Annotated in this window: 25 protein-coding genes and 1 tRNA gene; 16 read left to right on the top strand and 10 right to left on the bottom strand. The window is 58.4% G+C overall.

Features of this window, described 5'->3' with window-relative positions; translation table 11 throughout:
- Positions 1 to 66: 66 nt before the first annotated feature.
- The 6 genes from ACVWY9_RS07190 (at position 67) to ACVWY9_RS07165 (ending at position 4553) form a co-directional block, all read left to right on the top strand.
- The gene (locus ACVWY9_RS07190) at positions 67 to 1527 is read left to right on the top strand and encodes a TldD/PmbA family protein (protein ID WP_457387919.1); all 1461 of its coding nucleotides are present in this window, start codon (positions 67 to 69) and stop codon (positions 1525 to 1527) included.
- 20 nt (positions 1528 to 1547) lie between these two features.
- Positions 1548 to 1772, top strand: a complete 225-nt coding sequence (locus ACVWY9_RS07185; RefSeq protein WP_457387918.1) for a hypothetical protein — start codon at positions 1548 to 1550, stop codon at positions 1770 to 1772.
- Between the two features lie 44 nt (positions 1773 to 1816).
- Positions 1817 to 3157 carry a TldD/PmbA family protein gene (locus ACVWY9_RS07180; RefSeq protein ID WP_457387917.1) on the top strand — a complete coding sequence of 447 codons (1341 nt, stop codon included), beginning with the start codon at positions 1817 to 1819 and terminating at the stop codon, positions 3155 to 3157.
- A 15-nt stretch (positions 3158 to 3172) separates the two neighbouring features.
- Positions 3173 to 3970 carry an MBL fold metallo-hydrolase gene (locus ACVWY9_RS07175; RefSeq protein ID WP_457387916.1) on the top strand — a complete coding sequence of 266 codons (798 nt, stop codon included), beginning with the start codon at positions 3173 to 3175 and terminating at the stop codon, positions 3968 to 3970.
- A complete protein-coding gene (locus tag ACVWY9_RS07170; RefSeq protein WP_414375407.1) occupies positions 3967 to 4395 on the top strand; it encodes a DUF2358 domain-containing protein in 429 nt (142 codons plus the stop codon). Before ACVWY9_RS07175 ends, ACVWY9_RS07170 begins: the two co-directional genes overlap by 4 nt.
- 73 nt (positions 4396 to 4468) lie before the next feature.
- Positions 4469 to 4553: transfer RNA gene (locus ACVWY9_RS07165), tRNA-Ser, on the top strand.
- A gap of 260 nt (positions 4554 to 4813) precedes the next feature.
- Here ACVWY9_RS07165 and ACVWY9_RS07160 read toward each other — a convergent pair.
- Together ACVWY9_RS07160 and ACVWY9_RS07155 are read right to left on the bottom strand one after the other, a co-directional pair.
- A complete protein-coding gene (locus ACVWY9_RS07160) occupies positions 4814 to 5173 on the bottom strand; it encodes a hypothetical protein (protein WP_414331067.1) in 360 nt (119 codons plus the stop codon).
- Positions 5174 to 5213: 40 nt separating this feature from the next.
- A complete protein-coding gene (locus ACVWY9_RS07155; protein ID WP_414406825.1) occupies positions 5214 to 7625 on the bottom strand; it encodes a DEAD/DEAH box helicase in 2412 nt (803 codons plus the stop codon).
- Positions 7626 to 7820: 195 nt separating this feature from the next.
- Here ACVWY9_RS07155 and ACVWY9_RS07150 point away from each other — a divergent pair, with 195 nt between their 5' ends.
- From ACVWY9_RS07150 to ACVWY9_RS07140, 3 genes are read left to right on the top strand one after another with little or no spacing between them, the layout of a single operon-like run.
- Positions 7821 to 8474 (top strand): anthranilate synthase component II, encoded by a 654-nt coding sequence (locus ACVWY9_RS07150; protein ID WP_011433980.1) that lies wholly within the window; start codon positions 7821 to 7823, stop codon positions 8472 to 8474.
- Entirely contained in the window at positions 8471 to 9289 is an 819-nt protein-coding gene (locus ACVWY9_RS07145; protein WP_457387915.1) for an MBL fold metallo-hydrolase, read from the top strand. Before ACVWY9_RS07150 ends, ACVWY9_RS07145 begins: the two co-directional genes overlap by 4 nt.
- A 4-nt stretch (positions 9290 to 9293) precedes the next feature.
- Positions 9294 to 9860, top strand: a complete 567-nt coding sequence (locus ACVWY9_RS07140) for an ankyrin repeat domain-containing protein (RefSeq protein WP_457387914.1) — start codon at positions 9294 to 9296, stop codon at positions 9858 to 9860.
- 11 nt (positions 9861 to 9871) lie between these two features.
- Here ACVWY9_RS07140 and ACVWY9_RS07135 read toward each other — a convergent pair whose 3' ends face one another.
- Complete coding sequence (locus ACVWY9_RS07135; RefSeq protein ID WP_457387945.1) at positions 9872 to 10849, bottom strand: deoxyhypusine synthase family protein; 978 nt, start codon at positions 10847 to 10849, stop codon at positions 9872 to 9874.
- A 267-nt stretch (positions 10850 to 11116) separates the two neighbouring features.
- On the opposite strand from ACVWY9_RS07135, the gene ACVWY9_RS07130 reads away from it, so the two are divergent.
- From ACVWY9_RS07130 to ACVWY9_RS07120, 3 genes are all read left to right on the top strand, one after another.
- Positions 11117 to 13201: a HAMP domain-containing sensor histidine kinase gene (locus ACVWY9_RS07130; protein WP_457387913.1), complete on the top strand. Its 2085-nt coding sequence runs from the start codon at positions 11117 to 11119 to the stop codon at positions 13199 to 13201.
- 64 nt (positions 13202 to 13265) lie between these two features.
- Entirely contained in the window at positions 13266 to 13487 is a 222-nt protein-coding gene (locus ACVWY9_RS07125) for a hypothetical protein (protein WP_457387912.1), read from the top strand.
- Positions 13488 to 13502: 15 nt separating this feature from the next.
- Positions 13503 to 13820 carry a hypothetical protein gene (locus ACVWY9_RS07120; protein WP_011433986.1) on the top strand — a complete coding sequence of 106 codons (318 nt, stop codon included), beginning with the start codon at positions 13503 to 13505 and terminating at the stop codon, positions 13818 to 13820.
- 35 nt (positions 13821 to 13855) lie between these two features.
- On the opposite strand, the gene ACVWY9_RS07115 is transcribed toward ACVWY9_RS07120, so the two are convergent.
- From ACVWY9_RS07115 to petG, 3 genes are all read right to left on the bottom strand, one after another.
- Positions 13856 to 14893, bottom strand: coding sequence for a hemolysin family protein (locus ACVWY9_RS07115; RefSeq protein ID WP_414358051.1), 1038 nt, complete (start codon positions 14891 to 14893; stop codon positions 13856 to 13858).
- 115 nt (positions 14894 to 15008) lie between these two features.
- A complete protein-coding gene (locus ACVWY9_RS07110; RefSeq protein WP_457387944.1) occupies positions 15009 to 16637 on the bottom strand; it encodes a bifunctional pantoate--beta-alanine ligase/(d)CMP kinase in 1629 nt (542 codons plus the stop codon).
- Positions 16638 to 16700: 63 nt separating this feature from the next.
- The gene (petG, locus tag ACVWY9_RS07105; protein WP_011433989.1) at positions 16701 to 16814 is read right to left on the bottom strand and encodes a cytochrome b6-f complex subunit V; all 114 of its coding nucleotides are present in this window, start codon (positions 16812 to 16814) and stop codon (positions 16701 to 16703) included.
- Positions 16815 to 16970: 156 nt separating this feature from the next.
- Between petG and ACVWY9_RS07100 the strand changes: the two genes are divergently transcribed.
- On the top strand, positions 16971 to 18383 hold the full coding sequence (locus ACVWY9_RS07100; RefSeq protein WP_457387911.1) for a 2-succinylbenzoate--CoA ligase: 1413 nt from the start codon (positions 16971 to 16973) through the stop codon (positions 18381 to 18383).
- Here the strand turns inward: ACVWY9_RS07100 and ACVWY9_RS07095 are convergent.
- Positions 18380 to 18988 carry a J domain-containing protein gene (locus ACVWY9_RS07095; protein WP_414373594.1) on the bottom strand — a complete coding sequence of 203 codons (609 nt, stop codon included), beginning with the start codon at positions 18986 to 18988 and terminating at the stop codon, positions 18380 to 18382. The two genes, ACVWY9_RS07100 and ACVWY9_RS07095, sit on opposite strands and share 4 nt — an antisense overlap.
- A gap of 241 nt (positions 18989 to 19229) precedes the next feature.
- Here ACVWY9_RS07095 and ACVWY9_RS07090 point away from each other — a divergent pair, with 241 nt between their 5' ends.
- Positions 19230 to 19985 carry an ankyrin repeat domain-containing protein gene (locus ACVWY9_RS07090; RefSeq protein WP_457387910.1) on the top strand — a complete coding sequence of 252 codons (756 nt, stop codon included), beginning with the start codon at positions 19230 to 19232 and terminating at the stop codon, positions 19983 to 19985.
- A gap of 1169 nt (positions 19986 to 21154) precedes the next feature.
- On the opposite strand, the gene ACVWY9_RS07085 is transcribed toward ACVWY9_RS07090, so the two are convergent.
- From ACVWY9_RS07085 to pyrR, 3 genes are all read right to left on the bottom strand, one after another.
- Positions 21155 to 21706 carry a metal-binding protein gene (locus ACVWY9_RS07085; RefSeq protein ID WP_457387909.1) on the bottom strand — a complete coding sequence of 184 codons (552 nt, stop codon included), beginning with the start codon at positions 21704 to 21706 and terminating at the stop codon, positions 21155 to 21157.
- Between the two features lie 100 nt (positions 21707 to 21806).
- Positions 21807 to 22778, bottom strand: coding sequence for a putative 2-dehydropantoate 2-reductase (locus tag ACVWY9_RS07080; protein WP_457387908.1), 972 nt, complete (start codon positions 22776 to 22778; stop codon positions 21807 to 21809).
- 51 nt (positions 22779 to 22829) lie between these two features.
- Positions 22830 to 23378, bottom strand: a complete 549-nt coding sequence (pyrR, locus tag ACVWY9_RS07075; protein WP_457387907.1) for a bifunctional pyr operon transcriptional regulator/uracil phosphoribosyltransferase PyrR — start codon at positions 23376 to 23378, stop codon at positions 22830 to 22832.
- 156 nt (positions 23379 to 23534) lie between these two features.
- On the opposite strand from pyrR, the gene ACVWY9_RS07070 reads away from it, so the two are divergent.
- Together ACVWY9_RS07070 and ACVWY9_RS07065 are read left to right on the top strand one after the other, a co-directional pair.
- Entirely contained in the window at positions 23535 to 24860 is a 1326-nt protein-coding gene (locus tag ACVWY9_RS07070; RefSeq protein ID WP_457387906.1) for an RNA-guided endonuclease InsQ/TnpB family protein, read from the top strand.
- A gap of 99 nt (positions 24861 to 24959) precedes the next feature.
- A complete protein-coding gene (locus ACVWY9_RS07065; protein ID WP_457387905.1) occupies positions 24960 to 25490 on the top strand; it encodes a pentapeptide repeat-containing protein in 531 nt (176 codons plus the stop codon).
- The last annotated feature ends 27 nt before the right edge of the window (positions 25491 to 25517 follow it).

The raw sequence follows: 25517 nt of genomic DNA, 5'->3' as shown, positions 1-25517 counted from the left end.
CCTTGTTAAACTGAGAAAACGAAAACTTGCGCCGGCCTTAGCTCGTCTCTACTCCCTGAGCCTGCCATGCTGCTTTTGTCCAAAGAACTGCCCAACCTGAACTACCGTCATACTCTACAGCGCTTCGACGAGGATTGGCGGGATCCCCTCTCTGCCTTGTTGGGTTGGGGTCGGGCTGCTGGTGCGGACTTGGTGGAGATTTTCCTAGAACGGGGCAATTCCATCAGTTGCCTGGCCGAAGATGACGCCATCACCAGCATCACCCCACGGCTCTCCACCGGGGCCGGCGTGCGGGTGTTTCGCGGCTTGGCCGACTGCTACGTCAGCACCAACGATCTGTCCTTTGCCGGTCTCAAGGCTGCTCTGGAGAAGGGCCTTTCGCTGATGGGCTTCACCCCTCCTGGCCCCACAGCGCTGGTTTCTGCCATCAACCTGGAGATGCTGCAGGACTACGGCGAGCGTCGCCGCAAAGATGGCTGGTTGAAGGAATGTAGCCCCATTGCGGAGATGGGGGAGATCCTGCTCAAAGCCAACGAGCAACTGGGTCGCCAAGCCCGCCATGTGCAGTCCCGCCGCACCACCTATTTCCGCGATTGGCAAGAGATTCTGGTGGCCTGCAGCGATGGCACCTTTGTGCGGGATGTGCGCCTCACCCAATCCGTGAGCTCTACGCTGCTCTGTGCCGATGGATCCCATCGCGCCTCTGTCAGTCAACGCTCCGGCGGTACTGGGGATCCCAACTTTTTGCGCCGTTGGGATCTGGAGGCCCACAGCCGGGAACTGGCAGAAGCTGCCGGCCAGATGCTCTATGCCGACTATGTGGAATCCGGCACCTACCCGATTGTGATGTCCAACGCCTTTGGCGGCGTTATCTTCCACGAAGCCTGCGGGCATCTGTTGGAAACCACCCAGATTGAGCGCAAAACCACTCCCTTTGCCGACAAAAAAGGCCAGAAAATTGCCCACAAAAACCTCACCGCCTGGGACGAAGGTCTCTCTGAAGGGGCCTTTGGCAGCCTGGATGTGGATGACGAGGGGATGCCCGTCCAGCGCACTCTGCTGATCGAGAAGGGCATTTTGAAAAACTTCTTGGCGGATCGGGCTGGCTCAATGCGCACCGGCCACCCTCGCACCGGCAGCGGTCGCCGCCAAAACTACACCTTTGCCCCCGCCAGCCGTATGCGCAATACCTACATTGCCCCCGGAGATGCAGAATTGGACGATCTTTTTGCTTCTATCGACAAAGGCATTTACTGCAAGCGTATGGGGGGAGGGAGCGTCGGCCCCACTGGGCAATTTAACTTCGCCGTCGAAGAAGCCTATCTCATCGAAAACGGCAAGATTACCAAACCCCTCAAGGGAGCCACTCTGATCGGAGAAGCCAAAGACATCTTGACCAAAATTTCCATGTGTTCTAAGGACCTCAGCTTGGCAGCTGGGTTCTGTGGCTCTGTAAGTGGCAGCATTTACGTCACCGTCGGGCAGCCTCACATCAAGGTAGATTCCATTACCGTGGGCGGTCGCTAATTCCAGGGATCCACCTCGACATGGCCTATGACAACGTCTGCAAATATCTGGCCGAGCGTTTCCCAGAGCAGTTTGCCCGCTGGCTCATGGGAGAAGTGGCTCGGCTCCGACTCTATCGGAGGTATCCTCACCTATCGGTGCAGCAGGTGGTCATTGACTTGCGCAAAACGGGGTCGGAGCGAGTTTTCCAGACCTCTTTCGCTTTAGCGGTGCGGAGCGCTCTGCGTCAGCATGAGTGCGGGTAGTTTACTAGAGGCGCTGGATGGCAACAGGAACTTGGGGAGTGGCAATGGTGCAAGTCGAGGTGTTGGCAGAACAGGCACAAAGCTGTGCCCAGCGGTTGGGGATCCATCAGTTTGATCTCTACGGGGCTCAAGTGGACGAAACCAGCGTGCAGGTAGATCATGGGGAACCTCGCCAGGTCAAGGCTTCCCACCGCTGCAGCGTGACAGTGCGGGCCTGGAACGACCAGGGTCAGGTGGGGGTGACCTCCACCACCGATGTGGATGAGGCGGGGCTAGAACTGGCCCTGCAAACGGCCTTTGAAGCCAGCCATTTTGGCGTGCGGGAACATGCCCCTCAATTCAGCCCGGAAGCCACTCTGCCCATTGCTCAGCCTTGTAACGACAAAGGGCCGTTGGCTTTGGCCGGCGACTTGTTGGAACAGTTGGTGGCTGCTGAAAAGGCACTGCTGGGATCCCATCCCGCCATTCAGGGGGTGCCCTACAACGGCCTAGCGCAGCGGCAAATCAACCGCTTCTACCTCAACAGCCACCAAGCCCTACGACAAGAGGAGCATACCCTCGCTTCGGTTTTTCTCTACAGCAAGGCAGAGCAAGAAGGTCGCAAACCCCGCAGCGCCGGAGCCATGCGAGTGGCCCGCAGCCTGGATGAGTTGGATATCCAGGGTTGTGTGCAGGAAGCTGCTGAGAAATTGATGAGCCATCTGGAGTACGAGCGGATCCCTTCTGGAAAATACACAGTGGTCTTTTCCGGAGAAGCCTTTTTGAGTTTGTTGAGCGCCTTCTCCAATGTGTTCAATGCTCAAAACATTTTGGACAACCAAAGCCTGTCCACCCCAGAATCCCTGGGCAAGACCATTGCCTCGCCTCTCCTATCGGTGTGTGACGATGCCCTACACCCGACCAATGTGGGAGCGATCAGCTTTGATGGAGAAGGCACCCCCACCCGCCGTGTCCCTCTCATCACCAATGGAGTCTTGACCCACTTTTTGCACAGCGCCGGTACGGCTAAGCGCCTAGGAGCCAAGCCCACCGGCCATGCCAACATCGGCGCCAAGGTCACAGTTGCCGCCCACTACTACCATGTGTTTGCCGGGGCACCGCCGGAGAGCACCTATGACTTGGCTACGGCTGAAAATGTGGTTTGGATCGATGAGCTGCAAGCGCTTCATGCCGGCGTTAAGCCCCTACAGGGATCCTTCTCGCTGCCGTTTCAGGGGTGGTGGGTGCGCCAAGGAGAACGCATCAGCATCGAAGCGGCCACGGTGGCCGGAGACTTCCTGGAGCTGTTGAAGTCGATTTTCTACGTCGAGCCCGAGCCGCAAGTCACACCGGGTGGGCTGTGTCCCCGCATCTGGGTTGCCGATCTCTCCATTACCGGGCAATAACCTCACTTCAAACTCATGCAACTGACCCGCATCGACCTCAACAGTTGGCTCATCCACACCCGGGAGCAAACCTTCCTATTGGATCCGTGGCTGGTGGATCCCCTGGTGTTTCTGGGGATCCCCTGGTTCATCCGCCTGGAGCACCGCCAGCCGCTCCCTTTTACGCCGGAGACCTTGCCCAAAATCGACGGGATCCTCCTCAGCCAAGCCCAGCCGGATCACTGCCACCCACCAACGTTGCAGCGCCTGGATAAGCGGATCCCCGTTTTGGCCTCGCCGGCTGCAGCCAGAGTAGTGAAGAGTCTAGGATTTGCAACGGTTCAGGCTCTGGATCCCTGGCAGTCCGCTCAGTGGGGGGATCTGCGCGTCACGGCCATTCCCGGTGCGCCCCTAGGGCCTGTCCGTGAGCTGGGCTATCTGCTGGAAGAGGTGCCCTCTCAGACACGGCTTTACTACGAGCCTCATCTTTCCCAACCGGATATCCGGCTGCGATTGCAGCAGGAATTGTGCCCCATTCATACTCTGCTGATCCCGGTGGTGGGGCAGATCTTTCCCCTCTTGGGAGAGGTGATCATGGGGCCAGAGCGGGCCCTGGAGGTGGTGGCAGCCCTACGCCCCCAGCAGGTGATCCCAACCGCGATGGGAGAGGTGGACTACCACGGCTGGTTTGCCGCCCAGATCCGCCCCTTGGGCAGCCTGCAGGAGTTTCGAGAAAAGCTGGCAGCCTTGAATGCCGCCACGTCCCAATCTATCCGGTTGTGTTGCCCTGCCCCCGGAGAAACGGTGTCTCTTTCTGTCGTGGCCAAGACATGAGCCTTCCTTCCCAAGCCCCGCCTAGCGCCGATCTGGTGGCCATCTTGCGGGCAGATTACGCTCGCTTTCCCCGGGATCAGACCTATGCGATCTACGACCCGCAGGTTTACTTCCGGGATCCCCTCAACGAGTTTCGCGGCTTGGATCGCTATCGCCGCATGATCGAGGGGATAGGGCGTTGGATAGAGGATATCCGTCTCGAGCTGCAGGATATTCGACAAACCGGCAGCCAGATCCGCACCGAGTGGATCCTAAGCGGTTCTTTGGCTTTGCCTTGGCGTCCCCGCCTGTGCATCCCCGGCTGGACAGAGATGCAGATCAATGAGACGGGGTTGATCGGATCCCATGTTGATTACTGGCGGTGCTCTCGCCGGCAAGTGTTGCTGCAAATGTTTCGGCCTGGGGAGCCCAAAGGATCTCATTGATGGCTTCCATCCTCTGCTAGGATCACAAAGCTGACTTTTTAGCTCTCTGGAAAGTCGCCCCTGTTCTCAATCTGGAGAGATGGCCGAGTGGTCGAAGGCGCAGCACTGGAAATGCTGTGTGGGGCAACTCACCGTGGGTTCGAATCCCACTCTCTCCGTAATCCGATGACGTCCACTGAAGTCCAGAAAGCTCTTACCCAGCAAGGCTTCTGGGCTTTTTAGTGTCCACGATAGACCGGGGAAACCCACTGTAATCCAGGCTAAAGTGGGACACAATAGGGGATATAACAGACGGGGTGGGACATGGCCCTGTCAGAGATGGCCATTCGGAATGCCAAACTCAAGGACAAGCCGTACCAGTTGCCGAATAGAGAAGCAAGGCCATCCTGCCTGCCGAAGTTTTTGCCGAACCAGCTGACTATAGACTAACGGCCAACCGTAGGACGATGCCGACAAGAGCTACGGTGGCAGCTCCAATCAAGGCAAAAGCCAGGTTAACCACTTGGGCGCTAGCCTTTTGATAGGTGTCAATTCGTTCTAGGATCACCCGGTTTTCTATCCCCTGCTCGGCCCAACGTCTCTCCTGCTCAGCCCAACGTCTTTCCTGCTCGGCCCAGCGCTTTGCTTGATCGGCTGCCAGGGCTTCTAGCCGCTCGTTGGTTCTGGAGACATCCTGCCGGAGTCCTTCCACATCCTGTCGGATCTCTTCCACATCTTGCCGGATCTCTTCAATAACACTCAACACATCCCTGAGGGTGGGTTCACCGGCGGGCATCATAGAGCTGCAACCTCACTGAACAGCAAACGGTCTGAGCTCGCTAGATCAACTCGCTCACCGGGAAGCGATCCAGCATTTTTTGGGCTTGACGGGCATTTTCCCGTAACTCCGCCGGCAGATGGGGAACATAAGGGATCTGAGAAAGCAAATCCAGCGTGCGGCGGATCAGGCGCACCAAGTCTCCGGCATCTAGGTTGGTGCTGGCTTCTAGGGTTTCCCAAGGGATCCCTTGCGCCCAATGTTCGACGATCCCGGCCAAGCTGGGCTCAAACCCGATCGGCACATGAAACACCTGGTGTTGCCGTTGGCTGCGGAACAGCTGCCGCCGTAAACCCCGCAATCCGTGCAGCACATCCTCCACCAGCCCCGAGGTGCGCAGCCGGCTGTAGGTACCTGAACGGGGAGCCTCTGAGACCAAGGCAGCCACAACTCCGGCCAAATGATGAGGAGCACAGCCCTGACACTCACCCGAGAGCAGAGCCAGCGCCAGCCAGAGCTCGTTATCCCCCCGCAGCGCGGCCACCACCTCTCCGCTATCGGTAGGTTGATACTCTTGCAGACAGTTGAAATCCTGCAACACCCCCACCAAGGCCATAAATTGCTGCCAGCGCAACTCCTGCACGGAATCGCTTTGCCGCTCCAGGTGCTCGAGGCGCTTGAGCAAGCGCTGGCGTTTTTCTCGCAAACCCAGCAATTTTTTCCCCACTTGGTGAGCGGGGTTCTCTCGGATTTGAGCTTCTAGGGCACGGATTTTTTCCTCTTGGGCATGAATGTGGGGAAAGGCCAACAGCCGCAAGGTGGGATCCGGCTCAGCTTCCCGTTGTTTGAGCAAGTAGCGCAAAATGCGTCGTTCTTCCCGCCGTTGCGCCTGCATCTTCTCATAGCGGGCGATATCTTCGTCGGCAATGCCTCCCAAGAGACGGTCGATCTCCTCCAGCTCGGCGCGCGTGTGCAGGATCTCCTGTTGTTCGGGCAACTTTTGCAACGAGAGCAAATACTGGCCGAAGCTGCGGTTGATCAGATCCCGTGCTGCTTCCAAAGAGTGCTTTTGCAGCAGGTTCAGCACCATGCCATAGGTGGGGGTAAACTGGCTCACCAAGGGATCCGCTCCAGAGGTGGCCAGCCGCGCAGCTTCTTGGGCCCCCTCAAACGGGGATTGCACCGTCACCACATGGCCGATGATGTCCTTGCCCCGCCGTCCGGCTCGGCCCGACATTTGCATGAACTCGGAAGCGGTCAAGAGGCGGTGGCCGTTGTCGGTGCGCTTAGAAAGGGAGGAGATGACAGTTGTGCGGGCGGGCATGTTGATCCCGGCGGCCAAAGTCTCAGTGGCGAAGACCAGCTTCACTAGCCCCTGCTGAAACAGATGCTCCACCAGTCCCTTCCAGGCAGGCAACATGCCGGCATGGTGAGCGGCAATACCCCGGTAAAGGGCATCCAACTGATCTCGGCGGACAGCTTCGGGCGTTTCTCGACAAAAGCGGTCGATCTGCTCGGCCAACTGCTGCCGTTCTTCCTCGCTGGCTACCAAGTCCAGATCCCTTACGCTGGCCACGGCCATATCACAGCCTTTGCGACTGAAGATGAAATAGATGGCCGGCAGCATGTCCCGCTGGCGCAAGTTCTCCACCACCTGCACCATATCCGGCACTCCCCCATAGGGAGACTGACCTGACTTGGGGAGTTTGCTTTTCAGGCGGCGATTGCAAACCCACTGGCCGGACTCGGTTTGCTCCAGCAGGGGGAACAGCCCTTTGCGATTGGCAAAGTGAAATTGCAGCGGCACCGGGCGGTGGTTGGAGTCGATCAGATGGGTGGGGCCATGCACCTGGTTCATCCAATCGGTGAGCTGGTCGCTGTTGGCCAGGGTGGCAGAAAGGGCAATGAGCTGGATCGTGGGGGGGCAGTAGATGATTGCTTCTTCCCAGACGGTGCCCCGCTGCTGGTCGTTCATGTAATGGCATTCGTCCAGGATCACCGCCTGCACCTCTCGCAAGGGATCCCGACTCAAGGCCTCCGCCTCCTCCCAAGGTTCCATCCCATCGCCGGAGGCTCCTCTCTGAACGGCCAGAGAGAGCGGCGTGCCATAGAGCATGTTGCGGAAGATCTCGGTGGTCATCACCAAGATCGGCGCCTCCCGGTTGATGGAGATGTCGCCGGTGAGCAGGCCAACCTGTTCTGGGCCGAATTGCTGGCCAAAATCCCGGAACTTTTGGTTGGAGAGGGCCTTCAGGGGCGTTGTATAGAAAACCCGCTTGCCCTGGGATAGGGCCCGATAGATGGCATACTCTCCGATCAGGGTCTTGCCGGATCCCGTGGGAGCACAGACCACCACCGATTCCCCAGCAGCCAGAACCTGAATGGCTCGGATCTGAAAGTCGTCCAGCTCGAAGGGGAAAAGCTGCCGCAACTCGTCCAGCAAATCGGTTGCCGGGGAGAGAAGCGCACTCATGGGATCCAAATCAACATTGGGAAACCTGGAAACCCGCCCAATTCACTGCTTCCTGTGGGTTGTACCTTCTAGGATACAAGCTTTCTTGGGGCGTCGACTGCTCCCCTGCAAAAAGCGCCAGTTACTCTGCTTCTTTGGATCAAGAACAGCAGCTCAAGCAAGTGCTAAAATGGGGTGCCGTTGCCGGATGCTATCGTGCTGGTCGTCATCGACAACTACGACAGCTTTACCTACAACTTGGTGCAGTACCTGGGGGAGTTGGGAGCTCAGCTTCAGGTTTTTCGCAATGACCAGCTCTCCGTTGACGACCTGCGCCGAATGCAGCCGCAAGCTGTAGTTATCTCTCCTGGGCCAGGGCGGCCGGAAGATGCCGGGATCTCCCTGGAGTTGATTCGGGAGCTGGGGCCAGAGCTGCCGATTTTGGGGGTTTGTCTGGGGCACCAGTGCATTGGCCAGGTCTACGGTGGTCAGATCGTGCGCGCACCTGAGCTGATGCATGGCAAAACCTCGCTCATTTACCATCGAGGGGTGGGGGTGTTTGAGGGGTTGAGCCAGCCTTTCACGGCCACCCGCTACCACAGCTTGGTGATCGAGCCTTCTACGTGTCCTGACGAGCTGGAGGTGACGGCTCAAACAGGCGATGGGATCATCATGGGGGTACGCCACCGCCGCTATCCCCACGTTCAGGGCGTGCAGTTCCACCCGGAGAGCATCTTGACTGCAGAGGGCAAGCGCTTGTTGAGCAACTTCCTGCGCAGCGCCAAAGCCTCAACTGCTGCTCAGCCCAATGTTTCGCAGAAACCTCAGGAAACCGTTGCCGTTGTTACATCAGGGATCCCCACTCCATGAAGCGTCGCCAGCTTCTGCAAGCCAGCGCTGGGCTGCTGGGATCGATGGCCGTGAACCTGGCCAGAGGGCGCAAAGCGGGCGCTCAGACAGCGCCGGCACAAGGTTCGGAAACGCCAACAACCCCAGGGTCTATAGAGTTCACTCCCGGCTCCAGCTCGCAGGGGCTGCAACTGACTTGGCTGCACCACAGTTGTGTTTTGTTCGAGGGGGAGGGCCGACGGTTTCTGGTCAACCCGTTTCGGCCGGCGGGCTGTACGGCTGGCTATCCTGCCCCACGAGTTGCTGCCGATCTGGTGTTGCTCAGCAGCCGCTTGTTGGATGAGGGTGCTTTGGATGTGGTGCCCGGCAACCCCAAGGTGCTGTTTCAGCCGGGAGACTATCTGATTGACGGGATCCGGGTGCAAGGAGTACGCATGCCCCGTGGCCCTCGCTTTGGCGTAAACGTGGGTTGGCGCTGGCGCATGGCTGGGATCGACATTGTCCATTTGGGAGGGGCGCTGCAGCCAATTACGCGGGAGCAGTCCATTCTGCTTGCTCGTCCCGACCTGTTGCTGGTGCCAGTGGGGGGTGGGCCGAAAAATTACGATCCTGCCGGGGCCAAGGCGGCCATTGAGGCGCTGCAGCCCAAGCTGGTCATCCCCACCATGTATCGCACGGCCGCCGCCGAGGAATCCCAATGCGAGCTGCTGCCGCTGCAGGAGTTTTTGCGTCTCTTCCCCGCTGCTGCCGCGCAACCTGCCCTCAGCAACCCGTTGCTGCTCTCGGCCCAGGCTCTGCCCAGGCAGGGGCTCGCCATCCTTTTCCTTGAGGAATAGGGCTATGCGAGGTCAGGTCCTAAAAATCGCTGTCGGACTGGGATCCCTGCTAGTGGGGGGTCTGGGATTCTATGGATACTCCCTACCAGAAGATCCACAAGCCTTGGCCCAAGCCAACCCGCTGCGGCTGCAACTGGCTCTCTGGCTGGGGAAAGACGCCAACGCTGTCGATGAGCGGGGCAAGACAGCCCTGTTTTTCGTGGAGAGCGGCCTCAACGCCCGTCTTTTGCTGGCAGCGGGGGCGGATCCCAATCAACTAGACCATGGGGGAGCTAGCCCACTGCACCAAGCGGCTCGCCTGGGCAACCCTGAGGTTACGAAAGCCCTGCTCCAGGGAGGGGCCGAGGTGAACGCTCGTTTTGGCGCCGGTGGCCTTCCCCTGCATTTTGCCGCTTGGTCCGGCAACCCCGAGGTCGTTCGGCTGCTGCTGGAACATGGCTCCGAGATCGACGAGCCGGACGGCTACGGCCTCACGCCCCTGCGCATTGCCCAGGATCTGCGCCGCTGGGAAGCTGCGATCCTTTTGTCCCGCTGGCCCCGCTCGGCATCCGCTGACGGGCATATGGATTGATTCCGCTTCTCTCACCACCCCAGCACCCAGGCAAAGATCAAAGGTGCCACAATGGTGGCATCCGACTCGATGACAAACTTGGGGGTATCGACAGCCAGCTTGCCCCAGGTGATCTTCTCATTGGGCACTGCTCCCGAATAGGAGCCGTAGCTGGTGGTGGAGTCGCTGATCTGGCAGAAATAGCCCCACATGGGCACGCCCTGGCGACCCAGATCTTGATGGAGCATGGGCACCACACAAATGGGGAAATCCCCAGCTATGCCGCCGCCAATTTGAAAGAAGCCGATGGAGGATTCCGCCGAGGTGCGCAGGTACCAGTCCGCCAGGTGGATCATGTACTCGATCCCTGTGCGGACGGTGTGTACATTGCGGATCTCACCCGTGATGCAGTGGGCGGCATACATGTTGCCGGTGGTGGAGTCTTCCCATCCCGGCACATAGATGGGCAAGTTGGCCTCCATAGCCGCGTAAACCCAAGAGTCCCGCGGATTGATCTGGTAGTAGGGCTCCAGCCGGCCGCTGCGCAGGATGCGGTAGATAAACTCATGGGGAAAATAGCGCTCGCCCGCCTGGTCGGCAGCCATCCACTCTTCCAAGAGGGCTTTTTCTAGGCGCCGCATCGCCTCCTCTTCGGGAATGCAGGTATCGGTTACCCGGTTCAGGTGCCGCTCCAGCAGCTCCTGCTCCTGCTGCGGGCTAAGATCGCGGTAGTGGGGCACGCGCTCGTAGAAGTCGTGGGCGATGAGGTTGAAGATGTCCTCTTCCAGGTTGGCGCCGGTGCAGGAGATGGCGTGAACCTTACCCTGCCGGATCATCTCAGCTAGGGAAAGGCCCAGCTCTGCTGTGCTCATGGCACCGGCCAAGGTCACCATCATCTTGCCGCCCTTTTCCAGGTGAGCACAATAACCTTTGGCTGCATCCAGCAGCGCGGCTGCGTTGAAGTGGCGAAAATGATGTTGGATAAATTGGCTGACGGGGCTGTTGGTCACGATTTTTCCGGTCACTCTGACCTGGTGAAGCACGGTTTTCTAGTCTATCAACTTTAGGGGCGCTGAAAAGCTTTGCTTGGGGATACCTTTATCGGTATTGGCAACCACTCCCCTGCAGGTCGGCTGGAGCAGGTTGCGTTGCGAAGCCGGGATCCCATACCGGTTCTCACCCGGCCTTGGCTGAGACAAAGGGATCGCCTGCCCATGTCAGAATGGTGGCGAATCACCGCCCTATATCCGTTCACGCTATCTGTTCACGTTGGGTTCATGCCTCCTGTCAGCACCGTCGAGCCAGCCGAGCCCATTGCCGAAGTCCAATCTCCTGAGCTGGCTTCTTCTCCTGCCGAGCCATTGCCTGGCGCTGTGGACATGTCAGTGCCAACAACGACCGGGATCTCTATGGGATCCCTGCGGCGCTGGTGGGCGCGATGGAAGCAAAAACTGCGGTTGGAAACTCAGTTGCTCTTTGTGGCAACGCTAGTGGTCTCATTGGTGGTGAGCAGTTTCACCTTCTGGGCCGTCAGCACCGTGCAGCAGGATGCCCGCTTCAACGAGGCCCGCTTTGGCCGGGATCTGGGGTTGCTTTTGGCGGCCAATGTTGCCCCTCTAATTGCGGAAGATCGCATTGGCGAAGTCGCCCAACTGTCCCGCCAGTACTTTGAGAGCACCAGCAGCATCCGCTATTTGCTCTACGCCGATCCCGAAGGAAACATCTACTACGGGATCCCGTTCTCCAATCAGGAGGTGAAAACCTCCCTCAGCCTTACCCGTCGCATGCAACTGCCGGACAATCGCCCCCCTGCTGAGGGCCAACCGCTGGTGCGCACCCACCTCACCCCTGCTGGGCGGGTGACGGATATTTTCGTCGGCATCTACCATCAGGGCCGCTTTTTGGGCACCCTCGGCTTGGGCATCAATCCCAATCCCGCCCTGGTGCGCTCCACCCAGCTGGCGCGGGAGGTCTCGATTGGGGTGTTTTTGGCGGTGTGGGTCTTGGCCATCCTGGGAGCGGTGGTCAATGCCCTCACCATCACCTATCCCATCAAAGAGCTGGTCAAAGGTGTCCAGGAGATCACCAAAGGTAACTTCAAGCAGCGCATCGACCTGCCCTTCGGGGGAGAGCTGGCCCAGCTCATCGACAGCTTTAACGAGATGGCGGAGCGGCTGCAAAGCTACGAAGAGCAAAACATCGAGGAACTGGCTGCCGCCAAAGCCAAGTTGGAGACCTTGGTCTTCTCCATCGTCGATGCTGCCATTTTGCTGGATGCCGAGTTGCGGGTGCTGCTGCTCAACCCTGCCGCCTCCCGCATGTTTGGCTGGGAAGGGGATCCCGTTTTGGGCAAACCCTTGCCGGAGCTGTTGCCGGAGGATCTGCGGCAGCAACTGGCCCGCCCTCTGATGCACATTGCCCGCGGGGATCAAGAGGCAGAGGAAGTTCGCGTCAACCTCACCGGCCCCACCAAGCGCGTCATTCGCATTCTGCTTTCACCGGTGTCGGATCCGCGGCGGCAAAATCTCAAGGGGATCGTGATGACGGTGCAGGACATCACCCGCGAGGTGGAGCTCAACGAAGCCAAGGCTCAATTCATCAGCAACATCAGCCACGAGCTGCGCACCCCCCTCTTCAGCATCAAGTCTTTTATCGAGACCCTCTACGAGTACGGCGAGCAGATGTCCTCGGCGGAGCGGCTGGACTACCTGGAAATTGCCAACCGCGAAACCGATCGCCTCACCCGCCTGGTCAACGATGTTTTGGATTTGTCTCGTCTGGAATCGGGCAAGCAGTACCACTTTGAAGGTGTCGACATCGCGGCAGTGATCGAGCAGACTTTGCGCACCCACCAACTGCAGGCCCGCGACAAAGGGATCCAGCTGCGCAAGTTCGTCGATCCGGATCTGCCGCTGGTCTGGGGCAACTACGATCTGCTGCTGCAGGTGATGACCAATCTCCTGGGCAATGCCCTCAAGTTCACCCCCTCAGGGGGCCTGGTGACGGTACATGCCCACCTGGTGGTTCAGGCGGATGGATCCCCGCAGGCAGTGCGGGTGGCGGTGGCCGATACAGGCATTGGCATTGCCCCAGAAGATCAGGAGCGGATTTTCGACCGCTTTTTCCGTGTCGAGAACCGGGTCCACACCCTAGAGGGCACCGGCCTGGGGTTGGCCATCGTGCGCAACATCCTGGAGAAACATCGAACCCGCATCTGCCTGGAGAGCAAGCTAGAACAGGGATCCACCTTCTGGTTCGACCTGCACCTGTACACTGAAGAGGGACCGCTGGAGTTCGAGGTTCAGCCAGCCGAGACGGATCCCCCCAGTTGCGCTTGGCGGGAGCACTCCCATCAACGCTGAGGAAAGGGCATACCGGCCATTTTTTGGGGGCTGGGCCTCAGTTTCGCATTTTTGTGCCACACTGGTGACCTCTACCACCACCACAGGGGGGCTGGGCAACCCGCTGTTGGCCACCGGCGAAAACGTCACTTCTCTGCTGCTGGCGGTGGTGGCGGTGCTGTTGATGGGTTGGCTCGTGCGCTGGCTGGGCAAACGGGCGTTGAAACTGGGGTTCCGCAGCAGAAATGCCGCTCCCAAGTCTCAGGGATCCCCGCCGACGGCTGTTCTACACTGGAGAAGGTTTTAACTGGATGGTTTTGCCATGCCGCCTCGCTGGCCCCGGAAGCCCTCCCGTCGGGATCCCGAATTTCGCAAGCTGGATGATCGCTATACCTATGCCGCCCACCTGTCTGTTTTCCTCTGTAGCGGGTCTGGGCTGGTGTTTTTTCAGCAACTGTACCGCGCGGATTGGCCGTGGCTGGTGCCCCTGTTGGGCTGGTGGGCTTTGGGGTTGGGGATCCACAGCTTCTGGATCTTTTTTGTGGCCCGCTATCCCGTCGAGGCCGGCTTTGGGGAGCTCACTCCCGGCGCGCACGAAAACCCAACAGCCGCGGAGACGGATCCCTCCAGAGCCAGCTAGGACTTAGAGAGGGGATGATCCCCTTGCTCCTGTTCTCAGCCAGGGGAGGTAGAAGCTCCACCTGGTCGCCGCTGCCGCCGCAGCAGCAGGGGGGAGAGATCGCTCTCGTCGTAAATATCGCCCACCAGCTCCTCCAAAATGTCCTCCAGCGTGATCAGGCCGGTGGTGCCGCCGAACTCATCCACCACGATCCCCAGGTGTTGGCGAGAGCGCAGCATTTCCTTGAGCAACAGGCTGACCCGCTTGGTGTCCGGCACAAAAAAAGGCGGTGCCATCGCCTGGGTCACTTCGGCATTGCCTTTTTGATCGAGATAGCGCAAGGCTTGCTTGAGGTGGATAATGCCGACGATCTCGTCCTTGGATTCTCCCTGCACGGGGATGCGCGAGTAGCCCGTTTCCAAACAGAGCTTCACCACATCCTGCAGTGTTTTGTCGTGGGAGATGGTCTCCATTTTAACTCTGGGCTTGGCCACGTCCCGCGCCTGCAGCAAGTCCAAAGCCAAGGCCCCACGGAACAGCCGCCGTTTTTGCCAATCCAGCAGCCCCCGCTGCCCCAACACATCGATCAACAGCTCCAAATCCTTGAGAGAAGCAGTAGCCGTCAGCGGGGAGAACTCCAATAGGTTGAAGAGCCTGCTGACAACCCACTCAAAAGCGTCGCTAAAAGGGCGCAGCAGCACCGATAGGACATGAACAGGCCGCACCACCCAGCGGAACACCCCTAGCGGATGGCTCACCGCCAAGGACTTTGGGGCTACTTCCCCAAACAGGAGCACCACAATTGTGGTGGGCACGGTGGCGGCCAAAGCTCCAATCTGGGTTCCCAACAGTTCAATAGAGAGGGTTGTGGCCAAAGCGGCAATGCCGATGTTGACAAAGTTGTTCACCAGCAACAGGGTGGTGATCAGCCGCGAGCGCTGTTGTTGGGCCAGTCGATACAAGCCCTGTGGATCCCCTTGTTCTTCGATCAGAGATTCCAGGCGCAGGTTGTCCATGGCCGTGATGGCGGTTTCGGCCCCAGAGCAAGCTCCTGAGAGGAGCAGCAAAAAGGCCAAGAGGAAGACATTAACCATAGCGCTCCGTTACGGGATATGGGTGGCGTCGAAGGACTAAACCCAAGCTGCTCAAGCCAGTCAGCTCCTCGAAGATCTTATTCATCCCGTTGATTTGTTCTTGATTGAGTTAAGGCTACTGATCGAAATGGGCGGAGCCGGATCGCTCCAAAAGTTGCCGGTACAACATGACAATCTTGTCTTGCACCTCGGATTGGCTCAGGTGATCTGTGTCGATCAAGATGGCATCGGGGGCAGGCCGCAAGGGAGAGATGAGCCGTTCGCTGTCGCGGCGATCCCGCTGCTCGATTTGCGCTTTCAATTCTTCGAGAGGCACCATTTGCCCTTGGGCTTGGAGTTGGTGTTGCCTACGCTGCGCCCGCTCCCCAACAGAAGCGGTCAAGAAAACCTTCAGCTCTGCATCAGGAAAGACGTGGGTGCCGATATCCCGCCCCTCCAAGACAGCACCGCCATCCCGGCCAATGCTGCGTTGCCGCTTCACCAGCTCCTGGCGTACTCCCGGCACTGCCGCCACGTGAGAGACCCAGCGGGTCACTTCCGGAGAGCGAATGGCCTGGGTAATTTCTTCGCCATCGGCCCAGATGCGGGTCGGCTCTGTCGAAGAGGTGCCACTTTGCAGGGTGAGCTGGGTTTGGGCGGCCAGTTGGGTGAGTTGCTCGGCATCGTCCAAAGGGATCCCTCTTTGCAGCGCCAGCCAAGTGATGGCCCGATACATGGCTCCGGTATCCAAGTAGAGCAGTTGCAGTTGGGCTGCCACTGCCCGCGCCACGGTGGATTTTCCGGCTCCAGCCGGGCCGTCAATGGCAATCAGCGGGCGACGCGGGGGAGAAGTCGTGCCGGAAGAGGGCGGTGCCGCATGCTGGACTCTCTCCGGCGAGGGATCCCCTTGCTCTGGGGAAAGGAGCAGGTTGTCGATCAGGCGAGTCTGCCCCACATAGGCAGCAATGGCCAGCAGGCCCTTGTCTTCCACCCGCGGCAGCGGTTGCAGCGTTTGGGAATCCACCAATTCCAGGTATTGCAGTTGCAGCTCTGGGGTATGCTCCAGCTCAGCACGGGCGGCGGAAAGGATCCCTTCTGCTGAGGGATCCCCGGCCTGCCAATGGTCATATCCCCGACGCAAGGCCCGGTACAGCCCGGCAGCCACCTGTCGTTCAGCAGCAGAAAGGTAGCGGTTGCGGGAGCTACAGGCGAGGCCATCGGCTTCTCGCACCGTGGGGCAGGGAACAATCGTGGTGGGTATTTGCAGATCCCGAACCAAACGCTGAATGATCGCCAGTTGCTGGGCGTCTTTTTGGCCGAAGTAGGCCCGCTGCGGCTGCACCAGGTTCAGCAGTTGCAGCACAATGGTGGCTACACCGCGAAAGTGGCCAGGTCGGTGGGGGGCGCAGAGGGTCTGCAGAAGGGATTCGGGGGGCATGACCCAGGTGCGGTCGCTTCCGGTTGCGGGGTCGGCTCCCATCTCTTGCGGGTCAGGCGCAAACACCACATCCACACCTGCTGCCTCGCACAAAGCTCGGTCCCCCTCTTCGTCGCGGGGATAGCGATCCCAGTCTTCGTTGGGGCCAAATTGCAGCGGATTGACGAAAATGCTGACCACCGTGTGGTCACACTCTTGCCGGCAGCGGCGGATTAGGCTGAGATGGCCCTCATGCAGGGATCCCATCGTGGGCACCAAGCCAACTGTGGATCCCCGCCAATCGGCTACCTGCTCCCGCAAAGCAGCAACTGTGCGCAGCCAGTGCATTGCCATGCCACCTCAATCTCTCTCTCCCCTATGGGTTTTCTCCAACCCCCCCAAAGGCTGCTCCTACAGGCCGATCTTGTTGCTGCGTTGATACTGCCTGTAGGCTGCCACGAATAAGCCCGCCAAGGTGACCACCACCATGCCCAAGACGATCCCCAACAAAATCGGCTCGATCACAACACAGACCTCCCAGTTCAAACCTAGATCATGATAAGCCAAGATAAGCCAAGCCCAAACCTATCCTCACCGTTCCTTGCCAAGGAAATCGAGGGGGGATCCCCTAATAAAATGCAGGGGATCCGCGAAGCCGTTGAGATGGCATACCCATAGCCCATGAGGTCGATTGTCTTGTCCGAGGATGGCGGAGACTTGAAGGAGTGCCTGTCCAAACTGGAAGAGCAACTGCGCCCTTTGGCAGACAAGGCCGTTCCCCTGCTGGTGGCGGACTCGCGTCCAGTGCAGGTGTGGGCGGCAGTTTTGACCTGCCAACGCTTGGGGATCCCGCTGTTCCTGGGTAATCCCCACTGGGGAGAACGGGAATGGGGACAGGCTTTGGCGGATATGGGATCCGGCTGGTGCTGGCGCCAGGGCCGACTGGAAGGGGATCCCGCCCCCTTGAATCCGCGCCTGCGGGATTTGCGGGAAGCTGTGCCCAGCTCCCATTGGCCGCTGATCGGCATCCCCACGGGTGGCTCTGGCGGCCAAGTGAAATGGGCCCTGCACTCTTGGCTGACCCTCAGTGCCTCGGCCAAAGCCCACCAACAGCACTTTGCCGTCGGGCCTGTACACAGCTATTGCCTTCTGCCCTTGTACCACGTCAGCGGCTTGATGCAGGCAGTCCGCTCCTGGCTGAGCGGTGGGCAGTGGGTTGTCTGGGATTGGAAACGGCAACAGCAGGCCGAGTCTTGGGATCCCCCTCTGCCGGGGAGCTTTCTGTCGCTGGTGCCCACTCAGTTGCAGCGGCTGTTGCTCAGCGCCCATCCGGGAGTTTTGGAGAGCCTGCGCCAATTTCGGGCCATTTTGGTCGGCGGTGGCCCCACCTGGCCCAGCTTGCGGCAACAGGCCCGGCAACTTCACCTTCCCCTTGCCCTCACCTATGGCACGACGGAAACGGCTTCCCAAGTTTGTACGCTGTTGCCGGAAGCGTTTTGGCAAGGCAACGATAGCCTGGGCCGGCCCTTGCCCCACGCCAAGCTCCAGATCCGCAGCGAAAAAGGGGATCCCCTGCCCAGCCATGCTGTGGGCTACATTCACATTCAGGCAGAGTCGCTGGCACTGGGCTACTACCCGCACCTAAATGCTACGCACCGCTTGCGCGAAGGGCAACAGCAAGGCTTTACCCCCGGCGATTTGGGCTATCTAGACCGACAGGGATCCCTCTATTGGTTAGGTCGAGCCGATGACCTAATCCTAACCGGCGGGGAAAAGGTGATGGCTGCAGAAGTGGAAGGGGAGATCCGAGCCAGCGGCTGGGTGGAAGATGTGTGCGTGTTGGGCCTACCGGATGCCGAATGGGGGCAGCAGGTGGTGGCGGTGGTCGTCCCCAAAACAGGGATCCCGGCAATCCCCAAAGAGCTGGAAATGCACCTGAAGCAACACCTAAGCCGCCAACTGAGTCCCTTCAAGCACCCCAAGCACTGGCTGTGGTGTACGGGGATCCCGCGCAACCCTCAGGGCAAAGTCAACCGCCAACAACTCCGGCAGTGGGCAGCTCAGACGTTGGGGATCCCAACGCAGGCAAGTTAGCGGGATCCCTCCCGAATGCCCAGACGGGCTAAATCTCGCTTGATTTCAAAGGCCAATTCTCGGTTGTGCGGCTCCGTGGCCAAAGCTTTTCTCAAGTAGGCTTCCGCCTGCTGATAGCGCCCCTCGTAGATCAAATGGTTGCCGAAGCGCTGGTAGGCCAACGCCAAGATGTGGATGGCCTCGCTGGAGTTGGGAAACCGTTTCAGCAGCGCCTCCGCCTGGGCCACCGCCGTGGGCAACTTCCGCTCCCGCCAGGCTGCCTTGACGCGGGCAATCCCCTCCTTGAGCCCTTCCGGATTGGGCTGCTCTGCCGATGAGGGGCCTATGCTGCGAATGACCACCCGCCTTTCGCCGGCAGCAGGAGAGCTGGGTGGAGATTGACGTTGTGCAGATTGACGTTGTGCAGATTGACGTTGTGCATCGTAGCGCCGCCGCTGCTCAGGGTCGCTCAGCACTTGGTAGGCTTGGTGGATTTGTTGGAAACGCTCTCGGGATCCCTCCCCTGCCACATCAGGGTGAAACTGCCGCGCCAACCGTCGAAACGCCTGTTTAATCTCTTCAATGTCCGCTGCAGGAGATAGGTTCAGGATCGCGTAGTAATCCATAAACGGTGGCGCAACTAAGGGATCGGGAAAAGACCTGGCCAAAAACCAGCTCTAGTCTATCGCTGCGGCCCCGGCTTGACCAAGGGATCCCACCAAGCGCTTGGTTCTCCCGCTTCCCTCAGCAGCAGGGATCCAGTGTTAGACTTTGCCCAAGTTGTTTGGAGCCTCCATTCCGGCCTATCGAGGATTCCTTTCTGTTGCCCAACTTCATTGCAACTTGGCTTTTTTATTTCTATCTGTTATGAGTGAAGCACTTCATCAAGCTCTTGCCAATCGAGATCTAAAACAATTATTGGCCCATTTGCAGCGGGGGGAAGATGTAAATGCTGTCGATGCTCAGGGAATGACCTTGCTTCACAAAGCGACACTCCTTGGCCATCTGGGACTGCTGGACTTGCTCTTAGTATATGGCGCCTCCCCCAATGCCTTAGATCCCACAGGTGCTACCCCTCTCCATTTGGCTGCCGCCAGCGGTCAGGTCAAGCTGGTGGAGCGTCTCTTGAGGGCAGGCAGTGATATCAATCTCCCAGATAACCATGGCTATACCCCTCTCCATCGGGCTGCTTTAACCGATCAGGTAGAAGTAATCGGTCTGCTCATCCAAAAGGGAGCCAACACCGGTCGTGTTCTCCACTGGGCCACAGCCACCGGTCGAAAAAGCATTCTGGCCCGCCTACTATCCAAGGGAGCGCCGGTGGATGCCACTGACGAAACAGGCCGAACCCCTCTGCATGAAGCCGCCACCCGAGGGGATTTGGGCATCGCTCGCTTTCTGCTCTTGTACGGGGCCAATGTGAATGCGCGCAACCGATTCGGGGCGACACCGATGCACTGGGCTGCTTGGGAAGGACACATCGAAATCCTGGAGCTTTTGCTGGAAAATGGAGCCGAACTAAACCCTCGCAATGAAGATGGGCATACCCCCTTAGCCTATGCACAAAAACGCCAACACAGGCTGGCTGTCCAATGGTTACAAGATCGAGGAGCAACTCTTTAGCTTAGTATCAAGTTTGGCATAGAGAGTAAAACAAAAGTTAATGAAAATGCTGCTATTTCAAGTCATAGGGTATTTGGTCTTCCTCCCTTCTCATGAGATGGGGTTTGAGAGTGAGGGTAACCCCTACAGAAAAAAGGAGAGAGGCTGTTAGGCTTTCCTCCCTCCAGTCTCTTCGTCGCGGTTAGCGTTAACGCCAGCTAGATTCTAACTGATTCTTCCACCTGATTCAACTTTTTTCTAGAGTTTCTCTTGAGCCCAACATAAATTTTTGAACGACAAAACAAGACATAGGACAGACAGTTTGTCCCAAAAGGTTGGTCTTTTTCCTTAGCTTCTGACAAGTTTGCAAAGGAAACTAGAGCAGCAATCTTTGTATTCGGTCTTGTCTTCCGGTTCCCGAAGCCAGATTGCCCCCTTCCAAAGCCATAACCCTCAGCCGCTGTTGCTCCTTTACACTGCCACCTCCACAGATTGACATGAGCAAGCAAAAAATCTCTCTATCAACTGATTCTGACTCTCATTAGCACAGAACCTTGCTTAGCCTTGGAGAGGAGAAAAAGGGATCCCTGCTGACGCAGATGGCCAGCTCTGCCAGCACAGGATCCCTGGCACATCCAAGACAAGAGAGGAAGACTGATGGATATGACTCCACCACTCAACTGAGTAACAGCATAGCTTTATTGAGATTGAATTGCAATACCTAGCCAACGTAAGAGGAAATGTTCTTGACAAAACTGCTTCAAGTAGTCGTTTCAAGTTAGGGTGAGACGCTTGGGCTACTGAGGAGAGCCTTCTGATTCCCTGTATTCAAGGCTTTAGGTATGGGTGCAGTGTCCCAGTTTGAATCGAAATGGCCACAAGCAGAGTACCTGGGCTAAAGGGTAATTGGCCAAGATTTGCAGTTTCAGCCCTCTTGAGAGGATAGGTCGCGGAGTTGTGGGCACAGCACAGGTTCAAGGGGGGGTGAGGGGCTGATAGCAGTCGTGGTTCTTATTACCCTCTATTTCAACTGCTCGCGTAGCGGGCCGGAGGCCTTAGCAGGAAGCAACCGGTCGTTTGTTTCACCTTGACGGTGAGATAAATGACTACGCGTTGCGGAACAGTAGGTAACCTCACTGCCATTCAAATGCCGTGGCGGGCGAAAAATCAAACCTTGGCCCAATGGATCCCTAGCCACGATAGCTGAGTCGCCTGGCAGGAGATCGAACCTGACGGCGTTTTCTGCGCCAGCGTTTCCAGCGGGAGACCATCCAGTCGCTTAGGCTGTGGTTCACCGATCCCAGTTCCAACCCCATCCCAATCCAAAAGAGCATCTCGGCGTGAACTTGCAGCAATTGCCAGAGATCGCTGCGCCACACCCAGGGTTGCCACATCCACCAGCCCAACCGGGATCCCAGCCAAGCCCCCAGCAGGCCAACTCCTCCTGCCCATAGGCTCAAGTACAGCACCCGCACGGCAGTGCCCACAATCGGCCCATGAGACCAAAAGGAGCGATGCCGTATCCACCTGCGGTAGGGCAGCCAAATCCAACGCAAGAACAGCCAGCGTTGATACTGTCGAGAACAGGTGTCCAGATCTCCAGAAAACATCAGGCCGCTGAATAGATAGGCCGATCCCACGGCCAGAGCAACCGTGGTGCTGTTCCCCAGCAAACCGGCGGCTAAGGTGATGCCGGGGGCTGTCCAGAGGGTGATGCGATCGTGGGTGGATCCCAGCGGCATAAAGCCAGAGCAACAGTACACGACTGCGGCTCAGTCTACCCGCAAGCAAAGGAGAAAGCCTGCTCCAGCCCTGGGATTGCTCCGCCGGATCTTGAAAAACTTAAGCCTGCTGCTCCCCAAGGATCCCTCGATTCAGGCGATCCAACACCTGCAACTGTCGGTAGAGCATTTCAACCCGTGGCAGATGGATCCCAGCTTGTCGAGCGTACTGCAGTGGGTTGCCGAAGATCACCTGCAGTTCCAGAGGACGTTTGCGCTCATAGTCGATTTTCATGCTGGTGCGGTAGGGGGCCATTTTCTCGGTATTGGTGAGCATTTCTTGGATCAGGGAGTCGGGAAGCAGGCGATCACAAGCTGCAGCTCCCTGTATCACCTCCTGCATCAGCGTTTCCGCCAAAGCACGGGCCTCAGGGTCTCGAATCATTTGCTGAGTATCGGCATTGAACACCACCGAGAGGCCGTTGAAGGGAATATTCCAGACCAGTTTCTGCCAGCGGGCCAACATCAAATCTGGTGAGAGCGAAGTCGGGATCCCTGCCCGTTGAAAATCGGCTTGAACTTGTTGAAGGCGGGGCGTGATCCCTTGGGGGGCATAGCCAGGGCCGTACTCTGCCAGCAGCACCGAACCGTAATCCAGATGGTGAATGTGGCCGGGGCCAACCTTATTGGAGCTGATGAAGCAGAGGCCCCCCATGACCCGCTCTGGGCCAACGCAATCGGCAATCTCGGGTTCCACCCCCAGCCCGTTTTGCAACAAGATCACCACGCCATTCTCGGCCAACACAGGCGGGATCAAGTGCGGCAGAAGCGCATTTTGGGTGGCTTTCAAAGCCACGATCACGCCTTCGCAAGCCGGCATGTCCTCCACGGCTGCGTAGGCATTCACCTGGGGCAAATGAAAATCCCCCCAGCAGGACTGCACCCAGAGGCCGCTTTGGCGAACATGGTCATAGTCGCTGTGCAGCAGAAAATGCACCGAAAAGCCCGCCTGTTGCAATTTCGCCCCATAAAATCCTCCCAAAGCACCCGTACCCAAAACAGCGTAACGGCGGGTTTCCGGCAACCGAGGCATGGCGGCAAGTTTTAGCAGGTCATCCCCAAAATACCGCACCCCAGCGCCGGCTCAGGACTTGATCTTTGCCGTTTTGTCTATCAACAGCACCCGCTCTTCCGCATCGGTTTCCCGCAGATGGACTCTCACCGTTTGCTCCGGTTCTGTGGAAAGCTGACAACCGCAGTAATCGGGCTGGATGGGGAACTGCCGGTGACCCCGGTCGATCAACACCGCCAATCGCACCCGTTCCGGTCGCCCAAAGTGGTTTAGAGCCTCCAAAGCTGCTCGCACGGTGCGACCGCGAAAGATAACATCATCCACCAGCACCACCTCTTGGCCGGTCAGGTCACGCGGCATTTCGCTGCGATCGGGGGTGCGCAACCCGCCGGCGCTCAAATCGTCGCGGAAAAAAGTGATGTCCAGCTCCCCTACTTGGGGCGGGATCCCCAGTAGAGTGGCAATCCGATCCCGCAGGCGGTAGGCCAAGGGGACTCCCCGGGTGCGAATGCCGATCAACGTCAACTTTTGGGGGTGGGGATGATCCCTGCCGATCGCCTCTGCCAGACCCTCGATCAGCCCGGCCAACTGCTCCGCATCGAAGACCTCGATCTCGGACATGGATCCCTGTCGCCCCCTCGCCAATCGCGGATCTGGTCTGTAGAAGACTTTAACAAAACGCGCGGAATTCCCCACCCTCTGTAGGGTGGGGATGGATAGCGCCACTGGATTTGTGGAGCACTCAGAACTGGGGCAGGTGGGGGTAGGATAACGCATATGGCAACCAGAAGGCAGACCTTTCGACTGTATCCCAGCAAAGCTCAGGAAAAGGCTTTGTTCGAGGCCCGTCGTCTGCACTGCTACCTCTACAACGCCTGTGTCAGCCATCGGGAAACCGAGTACAAGCTCCACCGCCGAACGGTGACCTACCTGGAACAGCAGAACCTACTCCCCGAATTCAAGCAGGTGTGGGTGGAGTTTGCCCAACTGAACTCCCAAGCCCTGCAAGCTACCGTCAAGCGGGTGGATTATGCTTACCAACGGTTCTTTCGAGGACTGAGTAGGAAGCCGAGGTTCAGGTCCATTCGCCGGTATTCGGGCTGGACGTATCCTGCCCGGTCGGGGTGGAAGGTCAACAGCACGGGAAAGCATGGCACGGTCACACTCAATGACTTGGGCATTACGCTGAAAATGCGCGGTCAAGCCAAGCATTGGGGCGTGCCAACAACGCTGACTATCGTCTACAAGCCGTCCCGGCGGCAGTGGTTCGCTTCGTTTACGGTCGAGGTGGCGATACCTGAACCTAAGTTTGGTTCACAGTCGGATTTGCAGTACGAGTCCATCGTTGCCTATGACCTGGGTACAGAGACCGCCCTGACGTTGTTTGACGGGGCGGAGTTTCGGGAGATTACTAATCCCCGCTTTACCCAGCGGAGTGAGGAGAAGATTCGCAGAGTCGCCAGACTGAAGCGCAGAAAGCGTGCCCCTAAAAAGGGCGTAAAGGCTTCCAGGAGATGGAAGAAAATTCACCGGCGGGAAGCGCAACTGCAAGCAAAGGCTGCTCGTCAGAGAAGAGACTGGCAACACAAAGTTACGTCAGAGATAGCTCGTCGTTATGACGTCGGCGTAACGGAGAAGTTGCATGTCAAAGGGATGACCCGCAAGGGTGGGAAGCGCAAGGCAGGGCTAAACAAGTCCATTCTGTCGGTGGGGTTTGGTACCCTCAACCGAATGATTACCTACAAAATCGAGCAGAAAGGTGGTTTAGTTCTCATGTTTCCTACGCAAACCCTCAAGCCCTCGCAACGCTGTCCCAAGTGCGGGGCAGTCCACAAGGAGTGGGCGGACTTGAGCAACCGCTATCATGTCTGCTCTGGTTGTGGGTTTGAAATCCCGAGGGATCGGGGCTCGGTGATGGTGATGTACAACGTTGCCACTAATCGGCAACCGGGGTTGGGAACCGGCCTCGTGAGTCTTGGATGCTTCAGCTCTACTTCAAAGTCCTGCGGGGCTATGAAGCACCTGGGGCAGAGGAAGAGACTAAAATCCTGCCGTCAAGGGGATGGGGCATCAGAAACCCCATCCGCCTATGCGGTGGGGTAGTTCATGATAGCCCAACCTGCCGGCGGGATCCCTATCCGGTAAGATAAAACCAGAAGCAATTCCCAAGCCATGGAGGTTTCCTTGAGGGAGGGATCCACGATGTCTGTTGCTTGGCTGGCTTCGGTTCTGGCGAGGCGGTCTTGGCTGAGCCGTTTCCTGCAGGGGATGGTGCTTTGCGGGCTGATACTCTGCCTGGGGGTTACCCTGCTGGGATCCCCGGCCCACGCCGAAGACTACACCAAACGAGATCTACAGGGGGTGAGCTTTGCAGGGCAAGACCTGAGCGGCTGGAAGTTTCTCAAGGCCAACCTGCGCCAAAGCGATCTCAGCCATGTGAAGGCGGCAGGGGCGAACCTGTTCGGGGCCAATCTCAGCAAAGCCAACTTGCGCGGGGCCGACCTGCGGGGGGCCACTTTGGACATGGCCAACTTACAGGGTGCGGATCTGCGAGAAGCGCAACTGCAGGACAGCATGATGTGGCTGGCCCGAGTCGAAGGGATCCAAATTGATGGGGCGGATTTCACCAATGCGTTGATACGGCAAGACGCCCTCTCCATCCTTTGCGAACGGGCCACCGGCGTTAACCCTGTAACCGGTCGGGCCACCCGCGACACTCTTGAATGTGACTGATCCTCACCCCCGGCTCTTCTCCCAGAG

The sequence above is a fragment of the Thermostichus sp. OS-CIW-31 genome (genome assembly GCF_054060305.1).
The sequence above is the reverse complement of the archived record's forward strand: the minus strand, read 5'-3'. Positions and strand labels throughout refer to the sequence as shown.

Bases quoted from the DNA above. Each gene is read 5' to 3' on its own strand.
- ACVWY9_RS07185 (WP_457387918.1), top strand. From the start codon at position 1,548: ATGGCCTATGACAACGTCTGCAAATATCTGGCCGAGCGTTTCCCAGAG.
- ACVWY9_RS07170 (WP_414375407.1), top strand. From the start codon at position 3,967: ATGAGCCTTCCTTCCCAAGCCCCGCCTAGCGCCGATCTGGTGGCCATC.
- ACVWY9_RS07180 (WP_457387917.1), top strand. From the start codon at position 1,817: ATGGTGCAAGTCGAGGTGTTGGCAGAACAGGCACAAAGCTGTGCCCAG.
- ACVWY9_RS07160 (WP_414331067.1), bottom strand. From the start codon at position 5,173: ATGATGCCCGCCGGTGAACCCACCCTCAGGGATGTGTTGAGTGTTATT.
- ACVWY9_RS07145 (WP_457387915.1), top strand. From the start codon at position 8,471: ATGAAGCGTCGCCAGCTTCTGCAAGCCAGCGCTGGGCTGCTGGGATCG.
- ACVWY9_RS07080 (WP_457387908.1), bottom strand. From the start codon at position 22,778: ATGCCTCGGTTGCCGGAAACCCGCCGTTACGCTGTTTTGGGTACGGGT.
- ACVWY9_RS07110 (WP_457387944.1), bottom strand. From the start codon at position 16,637: ATGCACTGGCTGCGCACAGTTGCTGCTTTGCGGGAGCAGGTAGCCGAT.
- ACVWY9_RS07115 (WP_414358051.1), bottom strand. From the start codon at position 14,893: ATGGTTAATGTCTTCCTCTTGGCCTTTTTGCTGCTCCTCTCAGGAGCT.
- ACVWY9_RS07190 (WP_457387919.1), top strand. From the start codon at position 67: ATGCTGCTTTTGTCCAAAGAACTGCCCAACCTGAACTACCGTCATACT.
- ACVWY9_RS07140 (WP_457387914.1), top strand. From the start codon at position 9,294: ATGCGAGGTCAGGTCCTAAAAATCGCTGTCGGACTGGGATCCCTGCTA.
- ACVWY9_RS07065 (WP_457387905.1), top strand. From the start codon at position 24,960: ATGTCTGTTGCTTGGCTGGCTTCGGTTCTGGCGAGGCGGTCTTGGCTG.
- pyrR (WP_457387907.1), bottom strand. From the start codon at position 23,378: ATGTCCGAGATCGAGGTCTTCGATGCGGAGCAGTTGGCCGGGCTGATC.
- ACVWY9_RS07130 (WP_457387913.1), top strand. From the start codon at position 11,117: ATGCCTCCTGTCAGCACCGTCGAGCCAGCCGAGCCCATTGCCGAAGTC.
- ACVWY9_RS07070 (WP_457387906.1), top strand. From the start codon at position 23,535: ATGGCAACCAGAAGGCAGACCTTTCGACTGTATCCCAGCAAAGCTCAG.
- ACVWY9_RS07090 (WP_457387910.1), top strand. From the start codon at position 19,230: ATGAGTGAAGCACTTCATCAAGCTCTTGCCAATCGAGATCTAAAACAA.
- ACVWY9_RS07120 (WP_011433986.1), top strand. From the start codon at position 13,503: ATGCCGCCTCGCTGGCCCCGGAAGCCCTCCCGTCGGGATCCCGAATTT.
- ACVWY9_RS07175 (WP_457387916.1), top strand. From the start codon at position 3,173: ATGCAACTGACCCGCATCGACCTCAACAGTTGGCTCATCCACACCCGG.
- ACVWY9_RS07085 (WP_457387909.1), bottom strand. From the start codon at position 21,706: ATGCCGCTGGGATCCACCCACGATCGCATCACCCTCTGGACAGCCCCC.
- ACVWY9_RS07155 (WP_414406825.1), bottom strand. From the start codon at position 7,625: ATGAGTGCGCTTCTCTCCCCGGCAACCGATTTGCTGGACGAGTTGCGG.
- ACVWY9_RS07100 (WP_457387911.1), top strand. From the start codon at position 16,971: ATGAGGTCGATTGTCTTGTCCGAGGATGGCGGAGACTTGAAGGAGTGC.
- ACVWY9_RS07095 (WP_414373594.1), bottom strand. From the start codon at position 18,988: ATGGATTACTACGCGATCCTGAACCTATCTCCTGCAGCGGACATTGAA.